The organism is Amycolatopsis sp. 505, from assembly GCF_031625235.1.
Taxonomy (GTDB): Bacteria; Actinomycetota; Actinomycetes; order Mycobacteriales; family Pseudonocardiaceae; genus Amycolatopsis.
Map to the genome: position 1 here is coordinate 610,711 of NZ_JACKQP010000007.1, position 23,625 is coordinate 634,335.

16 protein-coding genes are annotated in these 23,625 nt (G+C 71.1%); 5 read left to right on the plus strand and 11 right to left on the minus strand.

What is annotated here, in order from left to right; all coding sequences use genetic code 11:
• The first annotated feature begins 116 nt into the window (after positions 1-116).
• On the plus strand, positions 117-2,864 hold the full coding sequence (locus H5965_RS27760; RefSeq protein WP_310973178.1) for a cellulose binding domain-containing protein: 2,748 nt from the start codon (positions 117-119) through the stop codon (positions 2,862-2,864).
• A gap of 340 nt (positions 2,865-3,204) precedes the next feature.
• Here the strand turns inward: H5965_RS27760 and H5965_RS27765 are convergent, their stop codons facing one another.
• The 5 genes from H5965_RS27765 to H5965_RS27785 are packed head-to-tail and all read right to left on the minus strand — an operon-like array spanning position 3,205 to position 8,076.
• Complete coding sequence (locus H5965_RS27765) at positions 3,205-4,206, minus strand: NAD(P)-dependent alcohol dehydrogenase (RefSeq protein ID WP_310973179.1); 1,002 nt, start codon at positions 4,204-4,206, stop codon at positions 3,205-3,207.
• 25 nt (positions 4,207-4,231) lie between these two features.
• A complete protein-coding gene (locus H5965_RS27770; protein WP_310973180.1) occupies positions 4,232-4,936 on the minus strand; it encodes an HAD family hydrolase in 705 nt (234 codons plus the stop codon).
• Positions 4,933-5,745, minus strand: coding sequence for a carboxymuconolactone decarboxylase family protein (locus H5965_RS27775; protein ID WP_310973181.1), 813 nt, complete (start codon positions 5,743-5,745; stop codon positions 4,933-4,935). The genes H5965_RS27770 and H5965_RS27775 overlap by 4 nt, the downstream gene beginning before the upstream one ends.
• A gap of 31 nt (positions 5,746-5,776) precedes the next feature.
• Positions 5,777-6,574: an AfsA-related hotdog domain-containing protein gene (locus H5965_RS27780; RefSeq protein WP_310973183.1), complete on the minus strand. Its 798-nt coding sequence runs from the start codon at positions 6,572-6,574 to the stop codon at positions 5,777-5,779.
• A gap of 32 nt (positions 6,575-6,606) precedes the next feature.
• Positions 6,607-8,076: a hypothetical protein gene (locus H5965_RS27785; RefSeq protein WP_310973185.1), complete on the minus strand. Its 1,470-nt coding sequence runs from the start codon at positions 8,074-8,076 to the stop codon at positions 6,607-6,609.
• 532 nt (positions 8,077-8,608) lie between these two features.
• On the opposite strand from H5965_RS27785, the gene H5965_RS27790 reads away from it, so the two are divergent.
• A complete protein-coding gene (locus H5965_RS27790; RefSeq protein ID WP_310973187.1) occupies positions 8,609-9,781 on the plus strand; it encodes a cellulose-binding domain-containing protein in 1,173 nt (390 codons plus the stop codon).
• 9 nt (positions 9,782-9,790) lie between these two features.
• Here H5965_RS27790 and mgrA read toward each other — a convergent pair whose 3' ends face one another.
• Complete coding sequence (gene mgrA, locus H5965_RS27795; RefSeq protein ID WP_310973188.1) at positions 9,791-10,786, minus strand: L-glyceraldehyde 3-phosphate reductase; 996 nt, start codon at positions 10,784-10,786, stop codon at positions 9,791-9,793.
• Between the two features lie 34 nt (positions 10,787-10,820).
• Complete coding sequence (locus H5965_RS27800) at positions 10,821-12,014, minus strand: AGE family epimerase/isomerase (protein WP_310973189.1); 1,194 nt, start codon at positions 12,012-12,014, stop codon at positions 10,821-10,823.
• A gap of 169 nt (positions 12,015-12,183) precedes the next feature.
• Between H5965_RS27800 and H5965_RS27805 the strand changes: the two genes are divergently transcribed.
• On the plus strand, positions 12,184-13,302 hold the full coding sequence (locus H5965_RS27805) for a lytic polysaccharide monooxygenase (protein ID WP_310973191.1): 1,119 nt from the start codon (positions 12,184-12,186) through the stop codon (positions 13,300-13,302).
• Positions 13,303-13,468: 166 nt separating this feature from the next.
• On the opposite strand, the gene H5965_RS27810 is transcribed toward H5965_RS27805, so the two are convergent.
• Complete coding sequence (locus H5965_RS27810; protein WP_310973193.1) at positions 13,469-14,419, minus strand: LacI family DNA-binding transcriptional regulator; 951 nt, start codon at positions 14,417-14,419, stop codon at positions 13,469-13,471.
• Between the two features lie 182 nt (positions 14,420-14,601).
• Here H5965_RS27810 and H5965_RS27815 point away from each other — a divergent pair, with 182 nt between their 5' ends.
• Positions 14,602-15,873, plus strand: coding sequence for an ABC transporter substrate-binding protein (locus H5965_RS27815; protein WP_310973195.1), 1,272 nt, complete (start codon positions 14,602-14,604; stop codon positions 15,871-15,873).
• Between the two features lie 48 nt (positions 15,874-15,921).
• Positions 15,922-16,449, plus strand: coding sequence for a GNAT family N-acetyltransferase (locus H5965_RS27820; RefSeq protein WP_310973197.1), 528 nt, complete (start codon positions 15,922-15,924; stop codon positions 16,447-16,449).
• A gap of 202 nt (positions 16,450-16,651) precedes the next feature.
• Here the strand turns inward: H5965_RS27820 and H5965_RS27825 are convergent, their stop codons facing one another.
• The 3 genes from H5965_RS27825 to H5965_RS27835 are packed head-to-tail and all read right to left on the minus strand — an operon-like array spanning position 16,652 to position 22,966.
• Positions 16,652-18,475, minus strand: a complete 1,824-nt coding sequence (locus tag H5965_RS27825; protein ID WP_310973198.1) for a glycoside hydrolase family 6 protein — start codon at positions 18,473-18,475, stop codon at positions 16,652-16,654.
• Between the two features lie 32 nt (positions 18,476-18,507).
• Positions 18,508-20,037 (minus strand): cellulase family glycosylhydrolase, encoded by a 1,530-nt coding sequence (locus H5965_RS27830; protein ID WP_310973200.1) that lies wholly within the window; start codon positions 20,035-20,037, stop codon positions 18,508-18,510.
• Between the two features lie 10 nt (positions 20,038-20,047).
• Entirely contained in the window at positions 20,048-22,966 is a 2,919-nt protein-coding gene (locus H5965_RS27835; protein WP_310973202.1) for a glycoside hydrolase family 48 protein, read from the minus strand.
• Positions 22,967-23,625: the final 659 nt, after the last annotated feature.

Sequence of the window (23,625 nt, forward strand, 5' to 3'; positions counted from 1 at the left end):
CTGCCGGTAAATCCACTGTGGACAGTGCCGATCACCGAAATCGTCGAACGCTTTACAACGCTCCGAACGCTGGTTTACCGTCCCTCTGGAAGCGCTCCCAGAGTGTGGAGGCCACAGTGCACAACGTCGTGCCAGCAACGCATTCCCCGTCCAGGTTCCGCTCGGCGAGACGGCTGCTCGCCGGCGCGCTCGCCGTGCTCGTGCCGGTCGCCGTCGCGGTCACCGTCGGCGCGCCGGCCTCCCCGGCCGCACCGGCGGCCACCACATGGCGCAACGCCGAAATCGCCGGCGGCGGGTTCGTCCCCGGCATCGTCTTCAACCAGACCGAACCCGGGCTGGTCTACGCCCGCACCGACATCGGCGGGGCGTACCGGTGGAACACCGCCACCGGCCGCTGGCTCCCGCTGCTGGACTCGGTCGGCTGGACCGACTGGGGCCACAACGGCGTCGTCAGCCTGGCCACCGACTCCGTCGACCCGAACCGGGTCTACGTCGCCGCCGGGATGTACACCAACAGCTGGGACCCGAACAACGGCGCGATCCTCCGTTCGGCCGACCGCGGCGCCACCTGGCAGGCATCCGCGCTGCCGTTCAAGCTCGGCGGCAACATGCCCGGCCGCGGCATGGGCGAGCGGCTCGCGATCGACCCCAACCGCAACAGCGTCCTCTACCTCGGCGCGCCGAGCGGCAACGGGCTCTGGCGCAGCACCGACTCCGGTGTCACCTGGGCGAAGGTGACCAGTTTCCCCAACCCCGGCAACTACGCGCCCGACCCGAGCGACACCACCGGGTACTCCAGCGACATCGAAGGCGTCACCTGGGTGACGTTCGACCCGGCGACCGGCACCCGCGGCAGCACCACGCAGACGATCTACGCCGGGGTGGCCGACAAGCAGAACACCGTCTACCGCAGCACCGACGGCGGCACGACGTGGGCGCGGCTGGCCGGCCAGCCCACCGGGTTCCTGGCGCACAAGGGCGTCCTCGACCCGGTCGGCGGCTACCTCTACCTGGCGACCAGCGACACCGGCGGCCCCTACGACGGCGCGAAGGGCGACGTCTGGAAGTACGCCACGAAGACCGGCACCTGGACGCGGATCAGCCCGATCCCCTCCGACAGCAGCGACGACTACTTCGGCTACAGCGGGCTGACGATCGACCGGCAGCACCCGAACACGCTGATGGTCGCCACGCAGGTGTCGTGGTGGCCGGACGTCATCTTCTTCCGCAGCACCGACGGCGGGGCCACCTGGACCCGGATCTGGGACTTCTCCGGCTACCCGGACCGGTCGCTGCGCTACACGCAAGACATCTCCTCGGTGCCGTGGCTGACCTTCGGCACGCAGCCCGCTCCCCCGGTGCCCTCGCCGAAGCTCGGCTGGATGACCGAGTCGGTGGAGATCGACCCCTTCGACTCGAACCACCTGCTGTACGGCACCGGCGCGACCATCTACGGCACGTCCGACCTGACGAAGTGGGACAGCGGCGGGAAGATCACCCTGAAGCCGGTCGTCGGCGGGCTCGAGGAGACCGCGGTGCTCGACCTGATCAGCCCGCCCTCGGGCGCTCCGCTGCTCTCGGGCCTCGGCGACATCGGCGGGTTCCGGCACGACAGCCTCGACGCCGTCCCGGCCACCATGTACACGCAGCCGGTGTTCACCACGACCACCAGCCTCGACTACGCCGAGCTGTCGCCGGCGACGATCGTGCGGGCCGGCACGCTCGACCGGTCCGCGCGGCCGAACGACAACCGGATCGCCTTCTCCACCGACGGCGGCAAGAACTGGTTCCAAGGCGCCGAGCCGGGCGGCAACGCCGGCGGCGGCACGGTGGCCGCGGCCGCCGACGGCAGCCGGTTCGTCTGGAGCCCGGACGGCGCGAACGTCAGCTACTCGGTGGGCTTCGGCTCGTCGTGGACGGCGTCGGCGGGCATCCCGGCGGGCGCGGTGGTCGAGTCGGACCGGGTCGACCCGAAGCGGTTCTACGGGTTCGCGGCGGGCAAGTTCTACGTCAGCACCGACGGCGGCGCGAAGTTCACCGCGACCGCGGCCACCGGGCTGCCGTCCGGCTCCGCCCACTTCAAGGCGATGCCGGGCGTGGCCGGGGACGTCTGGCTGGCCGGCGGCTCCGGTACGGCGTACGGCCTGTGGCACTCGACCGACTCCGGAGCGTCCTTCACGAAACTGGCGAACGTCACCGAAGCCGACAACATCGGGTTCGGCAAGGCCGCTCCCGGCCGGACGTATGCGACGTTGTACACGATCGCCGAAATCGGCGGGGTGCGCGGGATCTTCCGCTCGGACGACGCCGGAGGGTCCTGGACGCGGATCAATGACGACCAGCACCAGTACGGCAACATCGGGGCGGCGCTGACCGGCGACCCGCGGGTGTACGGCCGGGTGTACGTGGGCACGAACGGCCGCGGCGTGATCATCGGCGAGTCCGGCGGCAGCGAGCCGCCCCCTCCGACAAGCACCACGCCGACGACGACCACCCCCACCACGACCACGACTCCGACGACGACCACGACTCCGGTGCCGTCGGGTTCCTGCACGGCGGCCTACACGGTCACCAACCAGTGGCAGGGCGGCTTCCAGGCCTCGGTGAAGCTGGGCAACACCGGCACCGCGGCGGTGACGGGCTGGACGGCGACGTGGACGTTCGCCGACGGCCAGCGGGTGACCCAGGCGTGGAACGCGCAGGTCACCCAGGCCGGCGCGGCGGTGACGGCCCTGGACGCGGGCTGGAACAAGACCATCCCGCCGGGTGGGAGCGCGGAGTTCGGCTTCACCGGGAGTTCGGGGATGGTGAACTCCCGGCCGGGCGCGATTTCGCTCAACGGCCGGTCCTGCACGACGTCCTGAGCCGGTGCCGCGAATGACTCATTCGGGACCTCGGAGGTCCCGAATGAGTCATTCGCGACCTTCCGTCGCGCGGGCGAAGGGGGTTTCAACCCACCCCCAGGCGGTTGAAACCCCCTCCCCGCGCCCCCAGTCCCGGGGTCTACCGCCCGAGCAGCCGCAGCCTGCTCGGGTGGCGTCCCCGGTGATGTCCACTCTTCCTGGTGCCGATGGCCACCGCCATTCCTGCCCAAAGGGGACTTTTTCACTCCCCCACAACCCTGCTGACCTGCGAAAACAGGGCTCACGGGTACCGAAAATACCCACCCGGGCCGGCAAAACTTACCCGGCGGGCAGCGGCGGCTCAGGCGCTCTCCAGCACGACCTTCCCGAGGTGGGTCCCGGACTCCAGGTGCTTGAGCGCCTCGGCCACCTCGTCGAAGGCGAACCGGCGGTCGACGACCGGCCGCAGGCCGGTCCGCTCGATCGCGGTGTTCATCGCCTGGAACGTCTCGCGGGAGGCGTTGGTGAGGCCGCGCAGGGTCAGCTGCTTGACCAACACCAGGATCGGGTCCGCGCCACCCTCGTGGGTCAGGACGCCGGCGACGCTGACGTGGCCGCCGTACCGCGCGGCGAGCATCGACTGGCCGATCGTGCCGCCGCCGCCCACGTCGACGACGTGGTCGACGCCGCCGCCGGTCAGCTCCGCCACCGCGGCACCCCACTCCGGGGTAGTCGCGTAGTTGAGCGTCTCCGCCGCACCGAGCGCGCGCAGCCGCTCCAGCTTCTCGTCCGAGCTCGACGTCGAGACGACGTGGGCGCCGCCGAGCGCGGCGAACTGCAGCGCGAACGTCGACAGCCCGCCGCTGCCCAGGGTGAGCACGGTCTGCCCCGGCGTCAGCCGGCCTTCCTCGACGACCGCCCGCCACGCCGTCACGCCGGCGCTGGGCAGCGTGGCGGCTTCCGCGTAGTCCAGGTGCGCGGGCACGGCCACCAGGGCGTCCTCGGCGAAGACGGCGTACTCCGCGAGCACGCCGTCGAGCGTGCCGCCCAGGTCGTCCGCGGTCTTCTCCGGCGTGCCGGGCCCGGCCAGCCAGTCCGGGAAGTACGTCGCCGCCACCCGGTCACCCGCGGTCCAGGCCCGCACCCCGGCCCCGACCGCGACGACCTCGCCCGCGCCGTCGGACAGCGGGATCACGTCCGGCTTCACCGGCTTCGGGTAGAACCCCCTGAGGATCATCAGGTCACGGGCGTTCAGCGCCCACCCGCGCAGGCGGACCAGGACCTGTCCGGGACCGGGTTCGGGCACGTCACGCTCGCCGAGGACGAGCCCGGCACCGGGACGGGGCAGGGAAAAGAACTTCACAGCGGCTCCAAGGGGTCGGCAACACTCATCGACGAGGCCAGTGTGTCGAAGCCGCGAGCTCGCCGTCGACGATGGCCAGCAGTTCCGGGGTCAGTTCGGTGAGCGACGTGGCGAAGTGGCGGACGCCGTACGAGGCCATGAACTCCCGCTGCCGCGCGTGGGCGGGGCTCGACGGGAACCCCACGAACCCGGCGCCGTGCGCGCGGGCGTCCTCGGCCACCCGGCTGACGTCGTCGACGAAGACGATCTCGTCGAACCCGACGCCGAGCACGGTCCGCGTGATGTGGTCGACGCCCGGCCGGTGCTCGTTGATGCTCACGTAGGGCACCTCGGGATCCAGCAGGTCCACGAAGTCGCCGAGGTGGTGGTCGAAGGTGTGCTCGCGGGTGCGGCCGCCGTAGCAGACCAGCCGCACCGGCAGCTTCGACAGGGCCGCCAGGCACTCCCGCGCGCCTTCGGCCACCCGGATCGGGTGCTCGGCCAGGTAGTCCTGCCGCGCGGCCCACAGCTGCTTCAACGTCGCCTCGGCCGGCTGGTCCAGACCACAGAGCGCGGTCACCTTTTCGGCGACGACGATGTCACGCAGCCCGATGACGTCCCGCTCGGCCGCGGCGTCGTACACCCCGCCGTGCTCGGTGACGAACCGGGCGAGCATGGCCAGGTAGGTGTCGTCGATGAGCACGCCGTCGCAGTCCAGCGCGACCACGCGCAGCTTGTCGAAGCCGCTCACCGCTGCGCGAATACTTCGCGCGCGGCCGCGATGGCGTTGAGCGCGGCCGGGAAACCGCAATAGAACGCCAGGTGCAGCACGGTCTCCACGACCTCCTGCTCGGTGCCGCCGACGTTGAGCAGCCCGTGGATGTGCACCTTCAGCTGCGGCAGCGCGGTGCCCAGCGCGACGCACGCGGCGATCGTGACGATCTCGCGGTGGCGCAGGCTCAGGTGCGGCCGGGAGTAGATCTCGCCGAAGGTGAATTCGACGATGTAGGTGGCCAGGTCGGGGGCGATGTCCCGCAGCGCCTCGGCGACCCGCTCCCCCGCCTCGCCGTCGACGGCCTTCATCGCCGCCAGGCCGCGCTCGTAGCGGTCCTCGATGCCCGCCCAAGGCAGGTCGGCGGCGTCCTCGGGCTGCTGCTCCTCCTCCGGCAGCCCTTCGAAAGCCGCCTTGAGCGCCGTCAGGGCGTTGAGCGTGGCCGGGAACCCGGCGAACGAGCTGACGTGGATCACGGCCTCGATCAGCTGGCGGCGGGTGCAGCCGACGTTGAGCGCGGCCTTGGCGTGGAACTGCAGCTGCGACCCCGCGTAGCCGAGCGCGGTGAGCGCGGCGACCGTGGCCAGCTGCCGTTCCGGCAGCGGCAGGCCGGGCCGGTGGTAGACATCGCCGTAGATGAACCCCACGCACTGCTCGCCGAACTCGGCCTCCCCGATGCTCTCGAACAGGTCCAGCACGGCCGGCCGGTCGGCCCCGCCGAGCTGCTGGATGAGTTTCAGGCCCTGGGCGAAGGACGCGGAGCGGTCCTGCTGCTGCAGGTCGGACATCGTGAAGTGGTTTCCCTTCCGGAGTGACGGCTCACCCGAGGTAGGCCCGGGTGGCCTGGTCGGCCTTGCGGCGTTCGAGGGTGCCGACGCGGCCCTGCGCGATCATCGAGTACTCGATGCCGGCGGTGGCCACGGTCCGGCCGTGCTGGCGCACCGACGTCGTGGCGCGGAACTTGAGGTTGGTCTCCCGGTCGAGGTCGGCTTCGACGATCAGCGATTCGACCGTGGCCGGCAGCGGGAACAGGAAGTCCTGGAAGGACAGGTCGATCCGCTTCCACACCCCGGCGTACGCGGCCGGGGCGAGACCGGGGCGGACCGCGGTCTCGAACTGCGCGATGCAGATCTGGCGCATCGCCTCGATGATCACGATGCCCTGCACGTGCTCGCCGGTGTGGTGGTCGAGGACGAGCTCGTTGTCCCGGTGGATCCGCAGCTCGGCGCGGCAGTGCGTGGGCGCGGGGCTGTGCACGCCGGCGAGCAGCACGTTCTCCGGCCGGTCCTTGTGGACGACGATCGGCGGCTCGTGCGGCAGCCGGAACGCCTCCGGATCCGCGAGGCACAAGGCTCCCTCGCTCTTGTCGCACGCGGCCTGGAGCAGGTCACCGTCGGTCGCGTCGATGCCCTGGCCGAAGTGGACGACCCAGCGGCAGTCCGGCGGCGTGAGACCGCCGGTGCCGAGCAGGGCCAGCAGGCCGGACAGGGTGAACACCCGGTCGTCGCGGGCGAACTGCGCGAAGCGGTCGGCCACCACGACGACGTCCCGCTGCTGGTCGAACGTCCGGTCCTCCTCACACGGCAGTTGCGGGCACGAGAAATCGTGCGGTGCCACTTCGGGCGCCTCCGTCCGGGTTTGCTCAGGGGTCACGGCCGCGCCGAGGCGTGGGCGTCCAGGAGTGCTTCGGCGAGGTTGCGGGCCGTCGTGGCCGAACGCCAGCGCGGCCCGGACAGCTCGGTGGCCATCAGCTTCAGCATGGCGCGCACCATGTCCGGCTGTTTGCCCACCCCCGCGTCGAGCAGCGGCTCCACCTGTGCGGCGGCGCCGTCGAGGTCGTCGAGCTGCAGGTGGGCGCGGCCGGTGTCGATCCGGATCATCGGATCCATGGCTTCCCAGCGGTTCTCCAGCGACAGCTTCTCGAAGGCCTCGCGGGCGGTGGTGAACTCGCGCAGCGCGGCGGCGGCCTGCCCGACCGAAAGCAGCGAGTTCCCGGCCATGTAGTGGCGCCGGTCCTTCGTGATGTTGAAGAAGCTGTCCTCGCCGCCGGCCCCGAGGTCCGGGTCCTCGATGGCCGTCCAGCGCGCGATCGCGTCCAGCACCTGCCGCTCGGCCTGCACCGACGACCAGCCGCGCGCCTCGGCGAGGATCAGCGGGGCGTCGGTGAGGCGCCCGGCGGCGTGGTAGTTGAGCCCGTCGGCGGCCAGTTTCGCGGACTCGATGCCGTTCCCGGCCCAGAACGCCACGCGCGCCTGTGACGTGCGCACCCAGCGCCGGGCGAGGAAGTCGTCGGCGTACTGGGTGTAGAGCCAGGCGGCGGAGTTCAGCTCGCGCGAGAGCCGGTAGCGGCCGAGGTCACCGGCGATCCACGCCATCATCGCGCTCGTCTTCGCGCCGATGAGCAGGAGGTCTTGCGTCTGCTTCGGGCGTTGCCTGCCCTTCAGCAGGGACGCCGTCCGCTCCTCGATCACGGCGAGCTGGCCGAGGATCGAATCGGGCGCGGTGCGGGTGTAGGCGCCGCCCAGGAAGTCCAGGTCCGACCACAGGTCGTCGAGCTGGACGTCGTCCACGTTGGTCTTGGTGAGCAGGATGGCGTCGTCCAGGGCACCGGCACCGAGCTCCTCGTCGGACCGGGCTTCGGCGCGGGTGCCGGCCCGGGTTTCGGTGAGGATGCGGGCCGGCGGCGCCGCGGGCTCGGGCGACGCGACCGTGGGCTGCAGATCGGCGTGGTACTCGGCGAGGTCCTTGGCCGGCAGCTGCTCGAGGTCCTGCAGCCCCAGCAGGCACTTCCAGCCGGTGCCGTAGACCTGGGCCAGCACCCGCAGCGCGGCGACGGTGGGCCGGACGCCGCGGTCGGGCCACTGCTCGTACTCCCAGATCCGCGTGCCGCGCATGCCCGCGCGGGGGTCTCCGGTGACGGCGTTGTACTGGTGCGCCGCGACGTCGAGCGAGAGCTCGGACGCCAGCCGCCAGGCGGTGCGCGGCGGGATCCGGCATTCGACGATCAGGTTCTTCGCGACCTGGGCCGGGATCGCCTCCTCGGGGAAGCCCAAGGCGGTCAGCCGCTCGCGCAGTTGCGCGCGATAGGGCTTACTCCCAGGTTTGGCCTGTCGACTCATCGTTCATCCAACGATTTCCGGAGTACGGGGGCACGGCGCCGACCTTACCGCAGGGTCAGCTCGGGGGCTCAGGTCGGCAACGGGCGGGAACCGTGTGATTCGCGAGAAGTTGAAGATGCAACAAGGGTTTCCGGTGGTTCGGCCTCGACAGACGCCCTGAGAGCGCTCCCAATTTCCGGGTCGCGAGGGCCATTTCGTGATCTTGGCGCGGATTTCCGGATTCCACCCCAACGGAGGTGTCCCGCGCCGGGTACCGGTGGCGCAGTGCGACCGGGACAAGTACTGCACGCCAACGGGTTCGGCCGTTCAGGAGCGTTCAGTGGGGACGCCGGGCGTCCCGGCTGCGGAAAACGGACCACCGGATCGGCTCGCAGCCGGGTCGCTCTTTACAAGCACGACACACCGGGGTTACCTTTCCGGCGGCTGGAAGCGCTCCCATGCCAGGTCGCCTCGCCAGAACGCGGCCACCACCCAGGGGCGTCGTGGTGCAAGCCACGACGCCCCTGTCCGCGTCCCCACGAGGAGCCACCCCATGAACAGGTTCGCCGGCGCACTGGCCGCGCTCTGCCTCGCCGCGGCGGGCACCACTGCGGTCCTCGTGGCCGGGCCGGCCACCGCCGCCCCCGCGTGCTCGGTCGCCTACCGCGTCAACCAGTGGCAGAGCGGCTACACGGCCGAGATCACGGTGACCAACGGCGCCACCGCGGTCTCGTCCTGGACGCTCACCTGGCACTACGCCGGGAACCAGGCGGTCACGTCGGCCTGGAACGCCACCGTCCGCCAGACCGGGACGGCGGTCACCGCGCAGAACCTCGCCTACAACGGGTCGGTGCCCGCGGGCGGCACGGTCTCCTTCGGCCTCCAGGGCACCTACAGCGGGACCAACGACACACCGGCGGACTTCGCGCTCAACGGCGTCTCGTGCGGCGACCCCGCACCCCCGACGTCGACCACGCCGACGACACCGACCACACCCACGACGCCGACCACCACTCCCACCACCACGACTTCCGGGCCGCCGCCCGCCGGCTGCTCGGGCGCCACGCTCTGCGACGACTTCGAGCAGCAGACGGGCAGCACCCCGGGTGGCCGCTGGACCGTCGGCGCGGCGAACTGCACGGGCACGGGCACGGTCGCCGTCGACACGGCGGTCGCGCACTCGGGCAGCCGGTCGGTCAAGGTCACCGGCCAGGGCGGCTACTGCAACCACGCCTTCCTCGGCACCGGTCTCACCGGAACCGGCCCGCTGTTCGGGCGCTTCTGGGTCCGGCACACGACCCCGCTGCCCACCGGGCACGTGGCCTTCATGGCCCTGCGCGACACCGCCGACGGCGGCCGTGACCTGCGGGCGGGCGGCCAGAACAAGGCCCTGCAGTGGAACCGCGAGTCCGACGACGCCACGCTGCCCGCCCAGAGCCCGGCCGGGGTGGCCCAGAGCGTGCCCTTGGCGACGGGCACGTGGTCGTGCTTCGAGTTCGAAGTCGACGGCTCGGCGGGCCGGCTCCGGACGTGGCTGAACTCCGCCGAGGTGCCGGGCCTGGTGGTCGACGGCGTCCCGACCCAGGACATCGACCAGCAGTGGCTCGCGAAGTCCTGGCACCCGGCGCTGACCGACCTGCGCCTGGGCTGGGAGAGCTACGCGGGCGACGCGGACACGCTGTGGTTCGACGACGTGGCCGTGGGCACCTCCCGGATCGGTTGCTGAGGGCGCCGGCTACCGGTCCAGGGCGCGCTCGATCCCGGCCAGCTCCTCGTCCGTGAACTCCAGGTTCGCGGTCGCCGCGACCGTGTTCTCCAGTTGCGCGACGCTGCTCGCCCCGATCAGCGCCGACGTGACCCGCCCGCGCCGCAGCACCCACGCGATCGCCAGCTGCGCGAGCGTCTGACCACGCCCCTTCGCGATCTCGTTCAGCGCGCGGATGGTGGCCAGCGTGTCGTCGGTCAGCCGGTCGCTGGTGAGGAAGGGGCTGGCGCCCGCCGCCCGGGAGTCGGCCGGGATGCCGTCCAGGTAGCGGTCGGTCAGGAGGCCCTGGCTCAGCGGCGAGTACGCGATCGAGCCGACGCCGTGCGCGTCCAGGGTGTCCAGGAGGCCGTCTTCGACCCAGCGGTCGAGCATCGAATAGCGCGGCTGGTGGATCAGCAGCGGCGTCCCGAGCTCCCGCAGTGCCGCGAGCGCCGCCTCGGTCTGTTCCGGCGAGTAGTTCGAGATCCCCGCGTACAGCGCCTTGCCCGAACGCACCGCCGTGTCGAGCGCGCCCATCGTCTCCTCGATCGGCGTGTCCGGGTCGGGGCGGTGCGAGTAGAAGACGTCGAAGTGGTCCAGGCCGGTGCGGGCCAGGCTCTGGTCGAGGCTCGCCAGGAGGTTCTTGCGCGAGCCCCACTCGCCGTACGGGCCGTCCCACATCAGGTAGCCCGCCTTGGACGACACCAGGATCTCGTCGCGGTACGGGCGGAAGTCGGCCGCGAAGTGGCGCCCGAAGTTGGTCTCGGCCGAGCCGGGCGGCGGGCCGTAGTTGTTGGCCAGGTCGAAGTGCGTCACCCCGAGGTCGAACGCCCGGCGCAGCACCGCCCGCTGGACGTCGAGGGGCTTGTGGTCCCCGAAGTTGTGCCACAGGCCGAGCGACACGGCGGGCAGCTTCAGCCCGCTGCGCCCGGCCCGCCGGTACGGCATGTCCGCGTACCGGTCTTCGGCCGCGACGAAAGGCGACATGGTGCTCCTTCGGAGAGGGGACGGCGAACGCAGTCTAGCCGCGCGGGAGGAGCGCGCCGGCGAACGACGCCGCCGGCGGCAGTCCGGGCAGCAGCGTCGCCTGGTAGGCGTGGTAGACGTCCGGTTTGCCGGCCCACACTGTCGCGGCGGGCCGGTTGTCCGGGTCGAGTTCGTGGTGCCACGAACCGAGTTCCCGGTCGACGAAGCAGGTTTCGGCGTGCGCGCACCACTGCTCGAACCGGGCGAGGTAGGCCGGTTCGCCGGTCTCCTGGTGCAGCGTCCACGCCGCGGCCATCGCCTCGGTCACCACCCAGTGCAGCCGGGTGCGCACCACCGGCGTCCCGGCGAAGTCGGTCGTGTAGACGAACCCCGGCCGCCCGTCCACGGCCCAGCCGTACCGGACGCCCGCCTCGAACAGCGCGATCGCGTCGGGCACCAGCCACGCCGGGGCGGCGTCGCCGAGCGCGCGTCCGAGGTGGACGGCCAGCCGCGCCCACTCGAAGAGGTGCCCGATGGTCGCGCCGAACGGGCGGAACGGGTGGGCGGGCTCGGCGCGGTTGAACTCGAGCCGGACGCGCCAGTCCGGGTCGAAGTGCTCCGGGAGCAGCCAGCCGTGAGCGCGGGCTTCGCCGTGGATCAGACGCTCCACAATGGACAGCGCACGGGTGGCCCACACCGCGTCGCCGGTGACGTCGGCGGCGGCGAGGAAGGCCTCCACGGTGTGCATGTTGGCGTTGGCGCCGCGGTAGTCCTCCAGGCGCGTCCAGCCGCGGTCCCAGACGTCGGCGACGAGCCCGGCCCCCGGTTCCCAGAACCGGCATTCGACGGTTTCCAGGGCCTCGGCCAGCAGCGGCCGCGCGCCTTCGGCACCGGCGGCGGCCGCGCTCGCGGCCGCCAGCACGACGAACGCGTGCTCGTAGGCCCGCTTCTCCGCCAACGCCGTGGAGGCGTACCAGCCGCCGTGCTCGGCGTCCCGCAGCGGGCCGGTGAGGGCCGCGACGCCGTGCGCGACCTGCTCGCCGGTGTCCGCGCCCTGCAGCGAGGCGAGCGCGAAGACGTGCGTCATCCGGCAGGTGATCCAGGTCTCGACGGGCCGGTCGAGCACCGGCCGGCCGGTGTCGTCGAGCCAGGCGAACCCGCCGTCCGGGTGCGCCGCGCCGCGGGCGAATCCGAGCAGCCGGGCGGGTTCGGCCCGCACCCAGGCGGGAACCGAAGACGGACTGTCCACTCTCTGCCTTTCTCACACGGGCCCGCCCTGGTCGAGGAGCCTCCGTCAAGGTAGGCCAAGGCTCCCGCCCCGGCCATCGCGGGCTGTTCCGGAAGTGACCGCCGCCGCGTATCCTGACCTTGGAAGCGCTCCCAGTCTTCGACGCACGCAACCCAATGAAGGGACTGACGTGACCAGGAGACGAAGTACCATCCTCGCCGCCGTCACCGTGCTGCTGGCGAGCCTGACCGCCATCCTGCTCAGCACCGGCACGGCCGAGGCGCACGGCGCCATGATGAAACCGGGCAGCCGGACCTTCCTGTGCTGGCAGGACGGGCTCAGCTCGACGGGCGAGATCAAGCCCCAGAACCCGGCCTGCGCGGCCGCCGTGGGGGTCAGCGGGGCCAACTCGCTGTACAACTGGTTCGGCGTGCTGCGCTCGGACGGCGCCGGGCGCACGCGCGGGTTCATCCCGGACGGGAAGCTGTGCTCGGGCGGGAACCCGAACTACGCGGGCTTCGACGGGGTCGGCAACTGGCCGCTGACCCACCTGACCGCCGGCGCCCAGTTCGACTTCTCGTACAACGCGTGGGCCGCCCACCCGGGCTGGTTCTACACCTACGTGACGAAGGACGGCTGGAACCCGAACCAGCCGCTCACCTGGGACTCGCTGGAGGACACGCCGTTCCTGACGGTGGACCACCCGCCGGTGACCGGTCAGGTCGGCACGGTGGAGGGCCAGTACAAGTGGAGCGGTGCCCTGCCGACGAACAAGTCCGGCCGGCACATCATCTACTCGGTGTGGAAGCGCTCGGACAGCGCGGAAACGTTCTACGGCTGCTCGGACGTCACCTTCGACGGCGGGCACGGCGAGGTCACCGGCGTGAAGGACCCGGGCACGGGCCCGACGACCACCACGCCCACGACCCCGACCGGGCCGACGACCACCACGCCCACCACGCCGACGACCCCCACGACGCCGACGACCACGACGTCGATGCCGCAGGGCTCGTGCATGGCGATGTACGAGATCACCAACACCTGGAGCGGCGGCTACCAGGCCACGGTGACGGTGATGAACCACAGCACGAGGGCGTACACGAGCTGGCAGGTGGGCTGGACACTGCCCGCGGGCCAGACGGTCGCCAGCGTGTGGAACGGCACGCTGAACCAGTCCGGTTCGGCGGTCACCGTCCGCAACGCCAACTGGAACGGCAGCGTGGCGGCCGACGGCACGACCACGTTCGGCCTGGTCGTCAACACGACGGGAGGGAACGCGGCCCCGTCGCCGACGTGCCAGGGCACCTGAACCGTCCGGAGTGGACGGACAGCCGGGAAGGCCGCTTCGGGAACGCCCCCGAAGCGGCCTTCACGCGTTCGCGAGGCCGGCGCCGGAAGGTCGCGAATGACTCATTCGGGACCTCGGAGGTCCCGAATGAGTCATTCGCGGCAGCGGCACCGGGCGGAAGCGGCCTTCACGCGTTCGCCGGACCGGTGCTCCCCCGCGTGATCAGCCTCGGCCGGGACGTCTGCACATCGCCGGTCCGCTCCCCCGCCAGCACGTCCCGCAGCACCGAAGCCGCCAGCGAGCCGAGCTCGGCCAGCGGCCGGCGGATCGCCGTCAGCGCCGGCCGGACCAGCCGGCACAACGGCGTGTCGTCCCACGACACCACCGAGAGGTCCCTCGGCACCACGAGGCCGAGTTCCCGCGCGGCGGCAAGCGCGGCCACCGCGAGGTCGTCGGTGTCGCACAGCAGCGCGGTGGGCCGGGGGCGCTCGGCCAGCACGCGGCGGACCGCGTCGGCCGACGGTTCCGGGTGGACGGTCTCCGGGTGCGGCAGGCCCGTCGCCGCCGTAGTGAAGGCCCTCCGGCGCGCCGCCGGGTCGGCGAACGCCGCCGCGCCCGCGATGCGGACCACGTGCCGGTGCCCCAGGGCCGCGAGGTAGGCCAGCGCCTCCGCGGCCCCGGTGACGTCGTCGACGAGCACCGACGGCACGCCCGGCACGCCGCCCGGCCCGCCGAGCACCACCGCCGGCAGGCCGATCCGGACCAGCTCGGCCGCGCAGCCCGGCTCGGTGAGCAGCACGCCGTCGACCCTCCGCTCGGCGCGCCAGCGGCGGTAGATGGCCAGCGCGGCTTCGCGGCCCAGGGCCACCTGCAGCAGCAGCTCGCCCTCGAAGCCGTCGAGCAGGGCCGGGACGAACTCCTCCAGGGACCGGTCGAGCACCAGGCCGAGCGCTCCGGACCGGCCGCCGGACAGCGCCCGCGCGGTGCTGCTCGGCGCCCACCCGAGCTCCCGGGCGATCTCGGTGATCCGCCGCCGGGTGGCCTCCGAGACGCCGGGCCGGCCGTTGAGGGCGTAGGAGACCGCGCCCTTGGAGACGCCGGCCTCCCTCGCGATGTCGCTGATCGTCGGACGCTTCATCGCACCCTCTCTCCACACCGGGACCCCGGGCACCACCTGCGCGGGAGCCCGCGGTCCGTGTTCGCGCGGACACCCGCCGTCGCGCACCTTGACACCCGCCGCACCGGGAAACAAGACTCGCCCCGGGAGCGCTCCCAGCCAACGGGGGCAAGGAGCGTGCCGTGGATGGGGAGTGCGCGCGCATGAGGCAGATCCGAAGATCGGCGGCCTTCGCCGCCGCCGTCGTCCTGCTCTTCCTGACCGGGGGATGCGGACCGGCCACACCGGAGCGGATCACGCTCACCGTGGCGACCTTCGGCCAGTTCGGCTACGACGACCTGATCCCCGGCTACGAATTCACCCACCCCGGGCTCACCATCCGCCAGGTCCGGACCGAGCAGGGCGGACCGTACCACGAAGACCTGCTGAACAAGCTGCAGAAGAACCAGGAGCTCGCCGACGTCCAGGCCGTCGAGGAGGGCCACCTCGCCGACGTGCTCGCCCACGCCGACAAGTTCGCCGACCTCGCCGAGATCGGGCCGCCCGACGTCAAACCCGGCCGGTGGCTGGAGTGGAAGTACGAGGCGGGCCGCAGCAAGGACGGCAAGCTCGTCGGCTACGGCACGGACATCGGCCCGCTGGCCATGTGCTACCGCAAGGACCTGCTCGAAGCCGCCGGCCTGCCGACCGACCCGGGCTCGGTGAAGACGATGTTCGCCACCTGGGACAGCTACTTCAAGGCCGGCGAGAAGTACGTCAAGCGCTCGAAGGGCAAGCCGTGGTTCGACTCCGCGGCGCAGGTCTTCAACGCGAAGGTCAACCAGCTCCCGATCGGCTACCTCGACCGCGATGACCACTCGACGCTGGAGACGAACACCGCGCTCCGGGACGCCTGGAACCAGGTGACCACCGCGGTGAAGCAGGGGCAGTCGGCCGGGCTCACCGCCTTCGCCGACGACGGCAACAACGGCCTGCGCACCGGCGCCTTCGCGACGAAAGTCTGTCCTTCGTGGATGCTCGGCGTCATCGAGCAGCAGGCCGGGGTCGGCAACGCGGGCAAGTGGGCGCTCACCGACGCCTTCCCCGACGGCGGCGGCAACTGGGGCGGGTCCTTCCTCACCGTGCCGGCCTCGAGCCCGCACCAGAAGGAGGCCGCCGCGCTCGCCGCCTGGCTGACCGCGCCGGAGCAGCAGCTGCACGCGTTCCGGGTCAGCGGGAACTTCCCCAGCCAGGTCGACGCCTTCACCTCGCCGGACCTGCTCAGCGAGATGAACGGCTACTTCGGCGCGACGCTGAGCGGCCAGATCTTCGTCGCCCAGGCCCGCAAGGTCGGCAAACCGCAGTACAAGGGGCCGGGTGACGGCAAGATCCAGGAGACGGTGATCGCGCCGGCGCTCAAGGCGGTCGAGCAGGGCGCCGACCCCGCCGCCGTGTGGCAGCAGGTGCTCGTCGGGGTGCACCGGGTCGTCCCCTGACCGGAAACCCGCTCGCCGGAGGCCGCCGGGCCGGGCAGGGTGGAGACCGTGCTCATCCCCCTGCCCGAGCCCTGGCGGCACCACACGATCCGGCACCCCGGCCCGGACGACCACCTCCCCGTGCTGGCCGTCCTCGACCGCTGGTGGGGCGGCCTCGGCGGCGAGGCGGGCTCCCGCCAGCGGGCGCTGCTCCTGCCGAAGCTGATGTTCCAGCACTTCACCGGCAGCAGCGTCCTGGTGACGGCGGACGAACGGATCGTCGCGTTCCTGATCGGGTTCCTCTCGCCGTCGCGACCGGCCGAGAGCTACATCCACTTCGTCGGAGTCGAGCCGGCCGAACGCGGCCGCGGTCTGGGCGCGGCGCTCTACGAGCGCTTCTTCGCCTACAGCGCCGCGCACGGGCGCTCGGTGGTCCGGGCGATCACTTCGCCGGAGAACAAGGGTTCGCACGCGTTCCACACCCGGATGGGGTTCGTCACCGAACCAGGGCCGAAGGAGTTCGAGGGGGTACCGGTCCAGCCCGACTACGACGGGCCGGGCCTGGACCGGCTGAGCTTCCGCAAGGACCTCGGCTGAGCGGCCGAAGGGCACGCCGCGGGATCCGGCCCGGGGTCGCAGGAGGCCGCTGCGGACGCCGGGCCGGATCACGCTGTCCCGCCCGGCCGGTCAGGCGGCGCGGGCGGGACTGCGGCGAGCGGCCCGGCGGGACGGGCCACTGCCACCGTGGTGGAGGCCGGACCGGGCGGCGGCTGCGCGGCACCGCCCGGTCCGGGGTCTTTTACTGCACCGGCGGGTAGGCGTTCTGGACCAGTTCCTCGAACTGGGCTTCGAACCACTTGCCCGACAGCGGGGCGTTCGGCAGGGCACCGGTCAGGTTGCCGCCGTTGGCCTGCTGGGTGCCGTGGAAGGTCGGGTCGCACATCGGGTCCGCGCCCTTGCCTTCGTCGTTCGGGATCTGCTGGCTCGCGCCGTCGGACTCACCCGGCGGCTTGATCCAGACGTAGGCGTCGAAGTGCGCCTGCGGGGCCACCGTCGGCCGGACACCCAGGCCCGCACCGCTCTGGTTGCACCAGTTGCCGCGGTGCAGCCGCCGGTCGATCCGGCCCGAGTTCACGTACGCGTCCACAGTGGATCCCGAAGCGCCGCTCGGCCGGGCCGAGCCGCCCCAGCCGTTGCGGGAGGTGTCGACCAGCATGCCGATACCGCTCGGCAGGCCGGCCGCCACGAAGGCGTTGTACATCGCGGTGGCGAAGGGGACCTCCGCGAAGTACGGGTTCCACTGGTAGAACGTCGCCGACTTCAGCGCCTGGCCGCCCACGTTCAGGTTCGGGTCGGGCAGGTTCGGCTCGGTCAGCGGCGTGTAGTTCGCCGTGGAGCTGATGAAGCCGTCGATGCTGTTCACGCCGGCCGTGGTGCCCTGCAGGGTCTGCTTGACCAGGTTGACGAACGGCTGGAAGTTGCTGTCCCAGCCCAGCCACGCCGAGTGCGCGATGTCCAGGTAGTTGTAGACGTTGGAGATCGCGTGCAGCTTGTTCAGCGCGTACTGGATGCCCTGCGCGTACGCCCCGCTGGACTGCGCTTCCGCGCAGGTCGCCATCGAGGTGTTCGTGATCAGGTTCGGCAGCGAGTCCGGCTCCACGATCGCCACGATCCGCAGCGGCGCGTACTTCGCGTCGGACAGGATCGACGCGATCGGGTCGATGTACTCGCTCTTGTAGCGGGCCAGGCCGTTCTGCGAGACCTTCAGCTCACCGTTGGACGCCAGCGCCGCGCAGTCGCGGTTGGGCAGGTCGTAGACGACGATCTGGATCGTCACCGGCGTCCCGCCGCTCTGCTGGGCCAGCGCCGCGTCGAGGTGCCCGCGCAGGCCGCGCGCGCTCGACGTGCCCTCGATCGCCGCGATCCGGTCCAGCCAGACCGCGGTCGAGGTGTTGGCCACCTTGGCCATCTGGGCGCCGAGCGTGCCGCCCTTGGCCGCGGCCGCCGCGCTCACCTGGCTCGACCAGTCCGGGTTCACGTACCCCTTCGACCCGGAGTACGGGTTCTCCACGTGGGTCCCGGGCTGCGGCGTCGTGGTCACCGTCGTCGGGGTGGTGGGAGTGGTCGGGGTCGTCGGCGTGGTCGGGGTCGTCGGCGTGGTGGGCGTGGTGGTCGGCGTCGTGGTCTGCGGCGTGCCGTCACAGTGCGCGCCGTTGAGCGAGAACGACGTCGGGATGGCGTTGGTGCCCGAGTACGAGCCGTTGAAGCCGAAGCTGGCCGTGGCGTTCGAGCCCAGGTTCCCGCCCCACGACGGGTTCTTCGCGCTCACGTGCTTGCCGCTCTGGCTGAACGTGGCGCTCCAGCCCTGCTGCACCTGCTGGTTGCCGGCGAAGTCCCATTCGACGTTCCAGGACGAAACGGCGTCGCCCAGGTTGGTGACGGCGACGTTCGCGGTGAAGCCGGTGTCCCACTGGTTGACCGTGTAGGTGACCTTGCAGCCGGTGGCGGCGCCCGCCGGACTGCCCCCGGCCACCAGCAATCCGGCGGTCATCGCCGCCGCGGTCACCGAGGACGCCACGGCGAACCGTGACTTCCTCTTCGCGGACCAGAATTCACTCCTCATCGAGTGCGCTCCTTAATCGTTCCGTGGGTGGGTCAGGTGGTGCAGGCGGTCGCGCCGACGGCGAAGCCGCCCGGCGTGCCGGTCGAGGGGCCGGTGGCCTGGACGCCGATCGAGACCGACGCCCCGCCGGCCAGGTCGGGTGCCCAGGCGGGCGCCTTGGCGCTCGCCTGCTGCCCGGTCTGCGTGACGGTGGCGTTCCAGCCGCCGGTGAGCTGCGTGCCGGACGGCACGGTCCAGCCGAGCGCCCAGTTCTCCAGCGCCGAGCTGCCGGTGTTCTTCAGCGTCACGGTCGCGGTGAAGCCGCCCGGCCAGGTGTTGTCGACGTGGTAGGTGACCGCGCAGCTCGCCGCCGGCGGCGGGTCGGTCGTGCCGCCGCCCGAACCCACCGGCGGGATCAGGTACGGCTGCAGGATCGCCTGCTTGGTCTGGTTGACCGTGGTCCAGTCGTCGTTGAGGATGCCGCCGGTGTCCCCCGAGTTCGGGTTCCACGACCAGTAGGTGAAGCTCATCCCGGACGTGCCGGTGCCGGCGTACTTCATCAGTTCCTGCAGCCAGACCTTGTCGCGCGGGTCGGCGAGCGTGGAACCGAACTCGCCGAGCAGCACCGGCGCGATGTTCTGCTTGTGCAGGTAGCCGAAGAAGTGGTCCCACAACGCGGGCAGGTTCGCCGGGAAAGCCGGGTCGGAAAACCATTTCTGGGCGAACACCGAAGTCGCGTACTCGTGCGCGGAGTACACCAGCTTGTCCGGTTTGGACAATTGTACCGGGAACTCCTGCGCCCCGGAAAGGTTGCCGCCCCACCAGCCGCACTCCGGATCGCCGGTGCCGCTGACGCAGTCGACGCCTTCGACGACGATCAGCCAGTCCGGGTTGACCGCGAGCACGGCGTTGCCGGCCCGTTCGGCGGCGAGCCGCCAGTCGGTCGCGGTGTCGCCGCAGCCCCAGCACGCTCCCCCGCCGCCCTGGATCGCGTGCGGTTCGTTGTGCAGGTCCGCGCCGATCACCGTCGGGTTGCCCCGGTAGTGCTGGGCCAGCATCGTCCAGTCGGAGATCCAGCGGCTTTCGGGGTAGGCACTGGTGTACCAGAGCGGGGACTGCGCGCCGGAGTCCGGCCGGTGCCGGTCCAAGAGCACGCGCATGCCCTTGACACCGGCGTAGGCGACGATCTTGTCGAGCACCTGCAGGCCGGACAGGCCCTGCAGGTCCGGGTTCGCCACCTGGTCGATGCTGACCGGCTTCGAACCGCTGTCGAACAGCTGGTTCGAGTACGGCAGCCGCAGCGTGTTGTACCCGAGCCCGGCCATCTGGTCGAGCATGTCCTTATAGTTGCGGCTCCACAGCCCGTGCGGCGAGTAGTTGGCCGTCTCGGCGCCGAACCAGTTGATCCCGGTCATCCGGACCGGCGCGCCGGTCGCGTCGACCAGCTGGGATCCGCTGGCGTGCCAGAACCCGGTGCCGGTGCCGGCCGCCGCCGTGGTCTGCGGGGCCGCGGTGGCCGGGGACGCCGTGAGAACGGCGCCCCCGACCAGTGCGGCGACCACCAGCGAGAGCAGTCGCTTCATCAAGTGCCTCTCAGCCGAACAGGGCGACGTGCGCGGCGAACGCCGTGGCGATCTCCGACTGCGCCCAGAACCGGTGGTAGGTGAACGTCGGCGCGGCGCCGCCGTCCAGGTAGGCCTGGACCTTCGGCCACTGCGGGTCGCTCTTGTAGAAGGAACGGATGGACAGGAACGTGGAGCTGGAGTTGATCGCGTCGCCGTTCGGCATCGTGCCGGTCCAGCCCGAGGGCACGTAGAGCCCCTGGTCCGTGGTGGCGTTGTACTTGTCGTCGAACCGGTCGTAGTCCGACCGGGTCTCCGGCACCGCGATGCCCTTGCTGTCGGTGTTCGCCGACAGCGCGGTCAGCAGCTGCTCCCCGACCGTCTTGGCCTGGGCGTTGCTCGACCCGGACGCGTAGTAGAGCAGCGTCTTGGCGAGCGAGGCCGCGACCCCGACGTCCTGGCTGTAGTTCTTCACCGAGACGTGCAGGCTGTTGTTCGCACCCGGGCTGGTGGCGTTCCAGGTGTCCGGCGCGCCGCTCCAGGTCAGGTCGGACGGGATCTGGAAGCTGCCGCCGGCCCCGACCGTGGTGTTCGCGATCGCCCAGGGCACCCACTTGTCGAGGATCTTCTTCGCCCGGGCGTCGTTGGTCGCCTGGTAGTACTCGGCGATCCGTTCCATGCCCCAGGTCTGGAAGCCGAACCACTGGTTGCTCGGCGGGTCGTGCCAGACCGGCTGCCAGTCGTAGTACATCCCGTAGAAGGTCGGCGTGCCCGCGGGCGGGGTGCCGTACTGGCCCTCCCAGCTGTTGGTCGCGCCGCCGGCGAGACCGCCTTCGGACGACTGCAGCCACTGCAGGAACTCCATCTGCCGGCTGAGACTGGTCGCCCAGTCGGTGGCACCGGTCGCCGAAGTGACCTTCAGGCCCGGGTCGGCCGACAACGCGTACGCGGCCAGCGGGTTCTGGTAACCCTGGTGCGCCGCACCGTCCCCGATCCGCCACGCCCACGCGCTGGAGGAGTCCATCGAACCGCCCCAGGCGTAGTACCACGAGATCAGGTAGTGCTCGCTGTCCTTGCCGGTGCCGGCCGGGCAGCTCGAGGCCCCGACGCAGTTGCCGATCTTCTTGAAGTACTTGTCGAACAGCGAGTACCGCAGGTAGTCGCCCATCTTCGAGGCCTTCTTCAGCACCGCCGCGACATCGGCGCTCTTGCCCTGGGCCTGGGCCCACTTCTCGGCCTGGAAGGCCACCTGCACCACGCGGGCGTCCGCGTCGGGCGCGTCGGTGTACTTCCACTGCTTGGCGTAGGAGGAGTCGCCGGTGAACAGGTCGAGGTACCCGTTCTTGCCGCCGAACTTCAGCACGTCACAGCTGGGCTGGGTCACCGTCTCCCAGACCGACTCCTGCGAGCCGCGCTGGAAGGTGTTGATGAACGCCGGCGCGGTGTTGGTGCCGTCCTCGCAGTGGCCGAACTTGTAGATGTTGTCCACGTCGAGCAGCCAGTGCATGCCGTAGACGTCCGGCGAACCGTAGGCCGCCTTCAGCTCCGCCGCGATCGGGTCGGACCCGACCGAGACGTTGCTCTGCAGCGGCGACGGGTAGGACTTCGGGGTCGGGTACTCCGCCGCGTACGTCGCCGGCTTGCTGGCGTTGTACCCGGAGTTGCCCGGCTGGTCCGCCGCCGACGGGATCGCGTACGTCTCGATCGACGTCCACGCCTGGTTGAACGGGGCCCAGTCACCGGTCACCCGGCCGTAGGACGCCTCCAGCCAGAGGTAGTAGCTGAACGCCTCCGACGTCGTCTCGTGCCCGTGGTCCGGTGCCTCGACGATCAGCGTTTCGATCGAGTGGTAGGGCACCAGGATGTTGCCGAACTTGCGGAAGTAGCCGTTGTTCGGGTCCTTGATCTTGTTGTACTGCGTCAGGAACGCGAGCTGGTAGTCCGAAGTGGACGACGAGATCTCGTTGACCGCCACCGTGGCCGCGGTGTAGCCGCTGCTGCTCGCGGTGAAGGTCGCGCTCCCGAGCGCTCCCCCGTTGTCGGCACTGGTGACCGTGACGTTCTGCGGCACGTTCCAGTTCGCCGTCGTGAACGTCAGGCTCGTCGGCGCGGCCGTGAGGTCGGTGCTCCCGGCCGTGCGCGCGACGGCGACGGTGACCGGGGCCGTCGGGGCACCGGCGAGGGAGACCGCGAAGGTGGTCGTGCCGCCCTGCTTGACCTGCGCGGTCGCCGGGGCGGCGACGATCGTCGGGCCGGAGAGGACCTTCACGCTGACCGGGCTGGACGTCGTGCTGGCGCCCTTGTTGTCGTAGGCCTTGGCGCTGATCGAGTACGTCCCGGCCGGGACGTTGCCCCAGCTGCCTTCGAACGGCGCGGCCGTGTCGGTGGCCAGCAGCGTGTCACCGGCGTAGAACTCGACCTTGCTCACCGTGCCGTCGCTGTCGGCGGCCGTCGCGGCCAGCGGGATCGTCGCCGGGGCGTAGTACGAGCCGGTTGAACTCGGCGAGGTCAGGGTGACCGTCGGTGCCTTGTTGGCGCCGGTGCACGCGGTGCCGTTCACCGAGAAGTCGGTGGGCGGCCGGTTGGCCGAGCCCTTCGAGCCGTTGAACCCGAACGACGTGCTCGCGCCGGTGTCGAGGTGGCCGTTGTAGGACATGTTCGTCGCGGTGACCGCGGCGCCCGACTGGGCGAACGTCGCGCTCCAGCCCTGCTGGACCTTCTGGCCGTCGAGGAACGTCCAGCCGACCTTCCAGCTGTCGAACGGAGCTCCGTCGTTGCGCAGCGAGACGTTCGCGGTGAACCCGGTGTCCCAGTCGTTGGTGGTGTAGGTGACGGAACAGGCGATGTCGGCGCCGAGCGCCGGTGGTGGGGCGACCACCGCACCCGTGGCCGCCAGCACGGCCGAAGCCAGTGCCAGCGTACGGGCGCGCTTTCGAGGGGAGGAACGCATGGCTGCGGAACTCCTTTGTCCGTAGGGAGCCAGCGATCTGGGAGCGCTTCCAGGCGCAGACGGTAGCCAGCCGGAAACCTGGATGTAAAGAATCGAGTCAGAAGGACACCGCGGCGCCGGGTGTCACATCTACGCGCCCGGCGAACGCCGGCTCACTGAACGCTCCTGAACAGCCGACCCTGTTAGTCGCCCCATCACCCGTTCAGCCCAGCACTTCCGTCACGTTGGGTACCCAGAAAACGCTGTTTAGCGCCGAATGTGTACATCTCGGGCCGGAACGTTCCCACCCATCGAGTCACGGACACCGTGTCGGCTCCCCAATCACGCGTGTCGACCCGTGAAACACACGTGTCGACCCTCCAGGCCCGCGAACCGACCCTTGGGGTACGCCGGCCGACCCTCCGGGTACGCCATCCGACGCTCCGGGTACGCCAGTTCGGGCTCCGGAGGGGACGCCGAGGGTCGGCATGCGTGCGCGAAGGGTCGACACGCGTGACTGGACGGTCGACACGCGTGACTGGACGGTCGACACGTGGAGTTGCCCCGGTGAGGCGGACACGGGGTTTTCAGGCAGCCGGGGCCTGACGATAGTTGGTTCGGGTTTCGGCTGGGGTGTTGTGGCCGTTGGTGGAGTGCAGCCGGTGGTGGTTGTAGTAGCG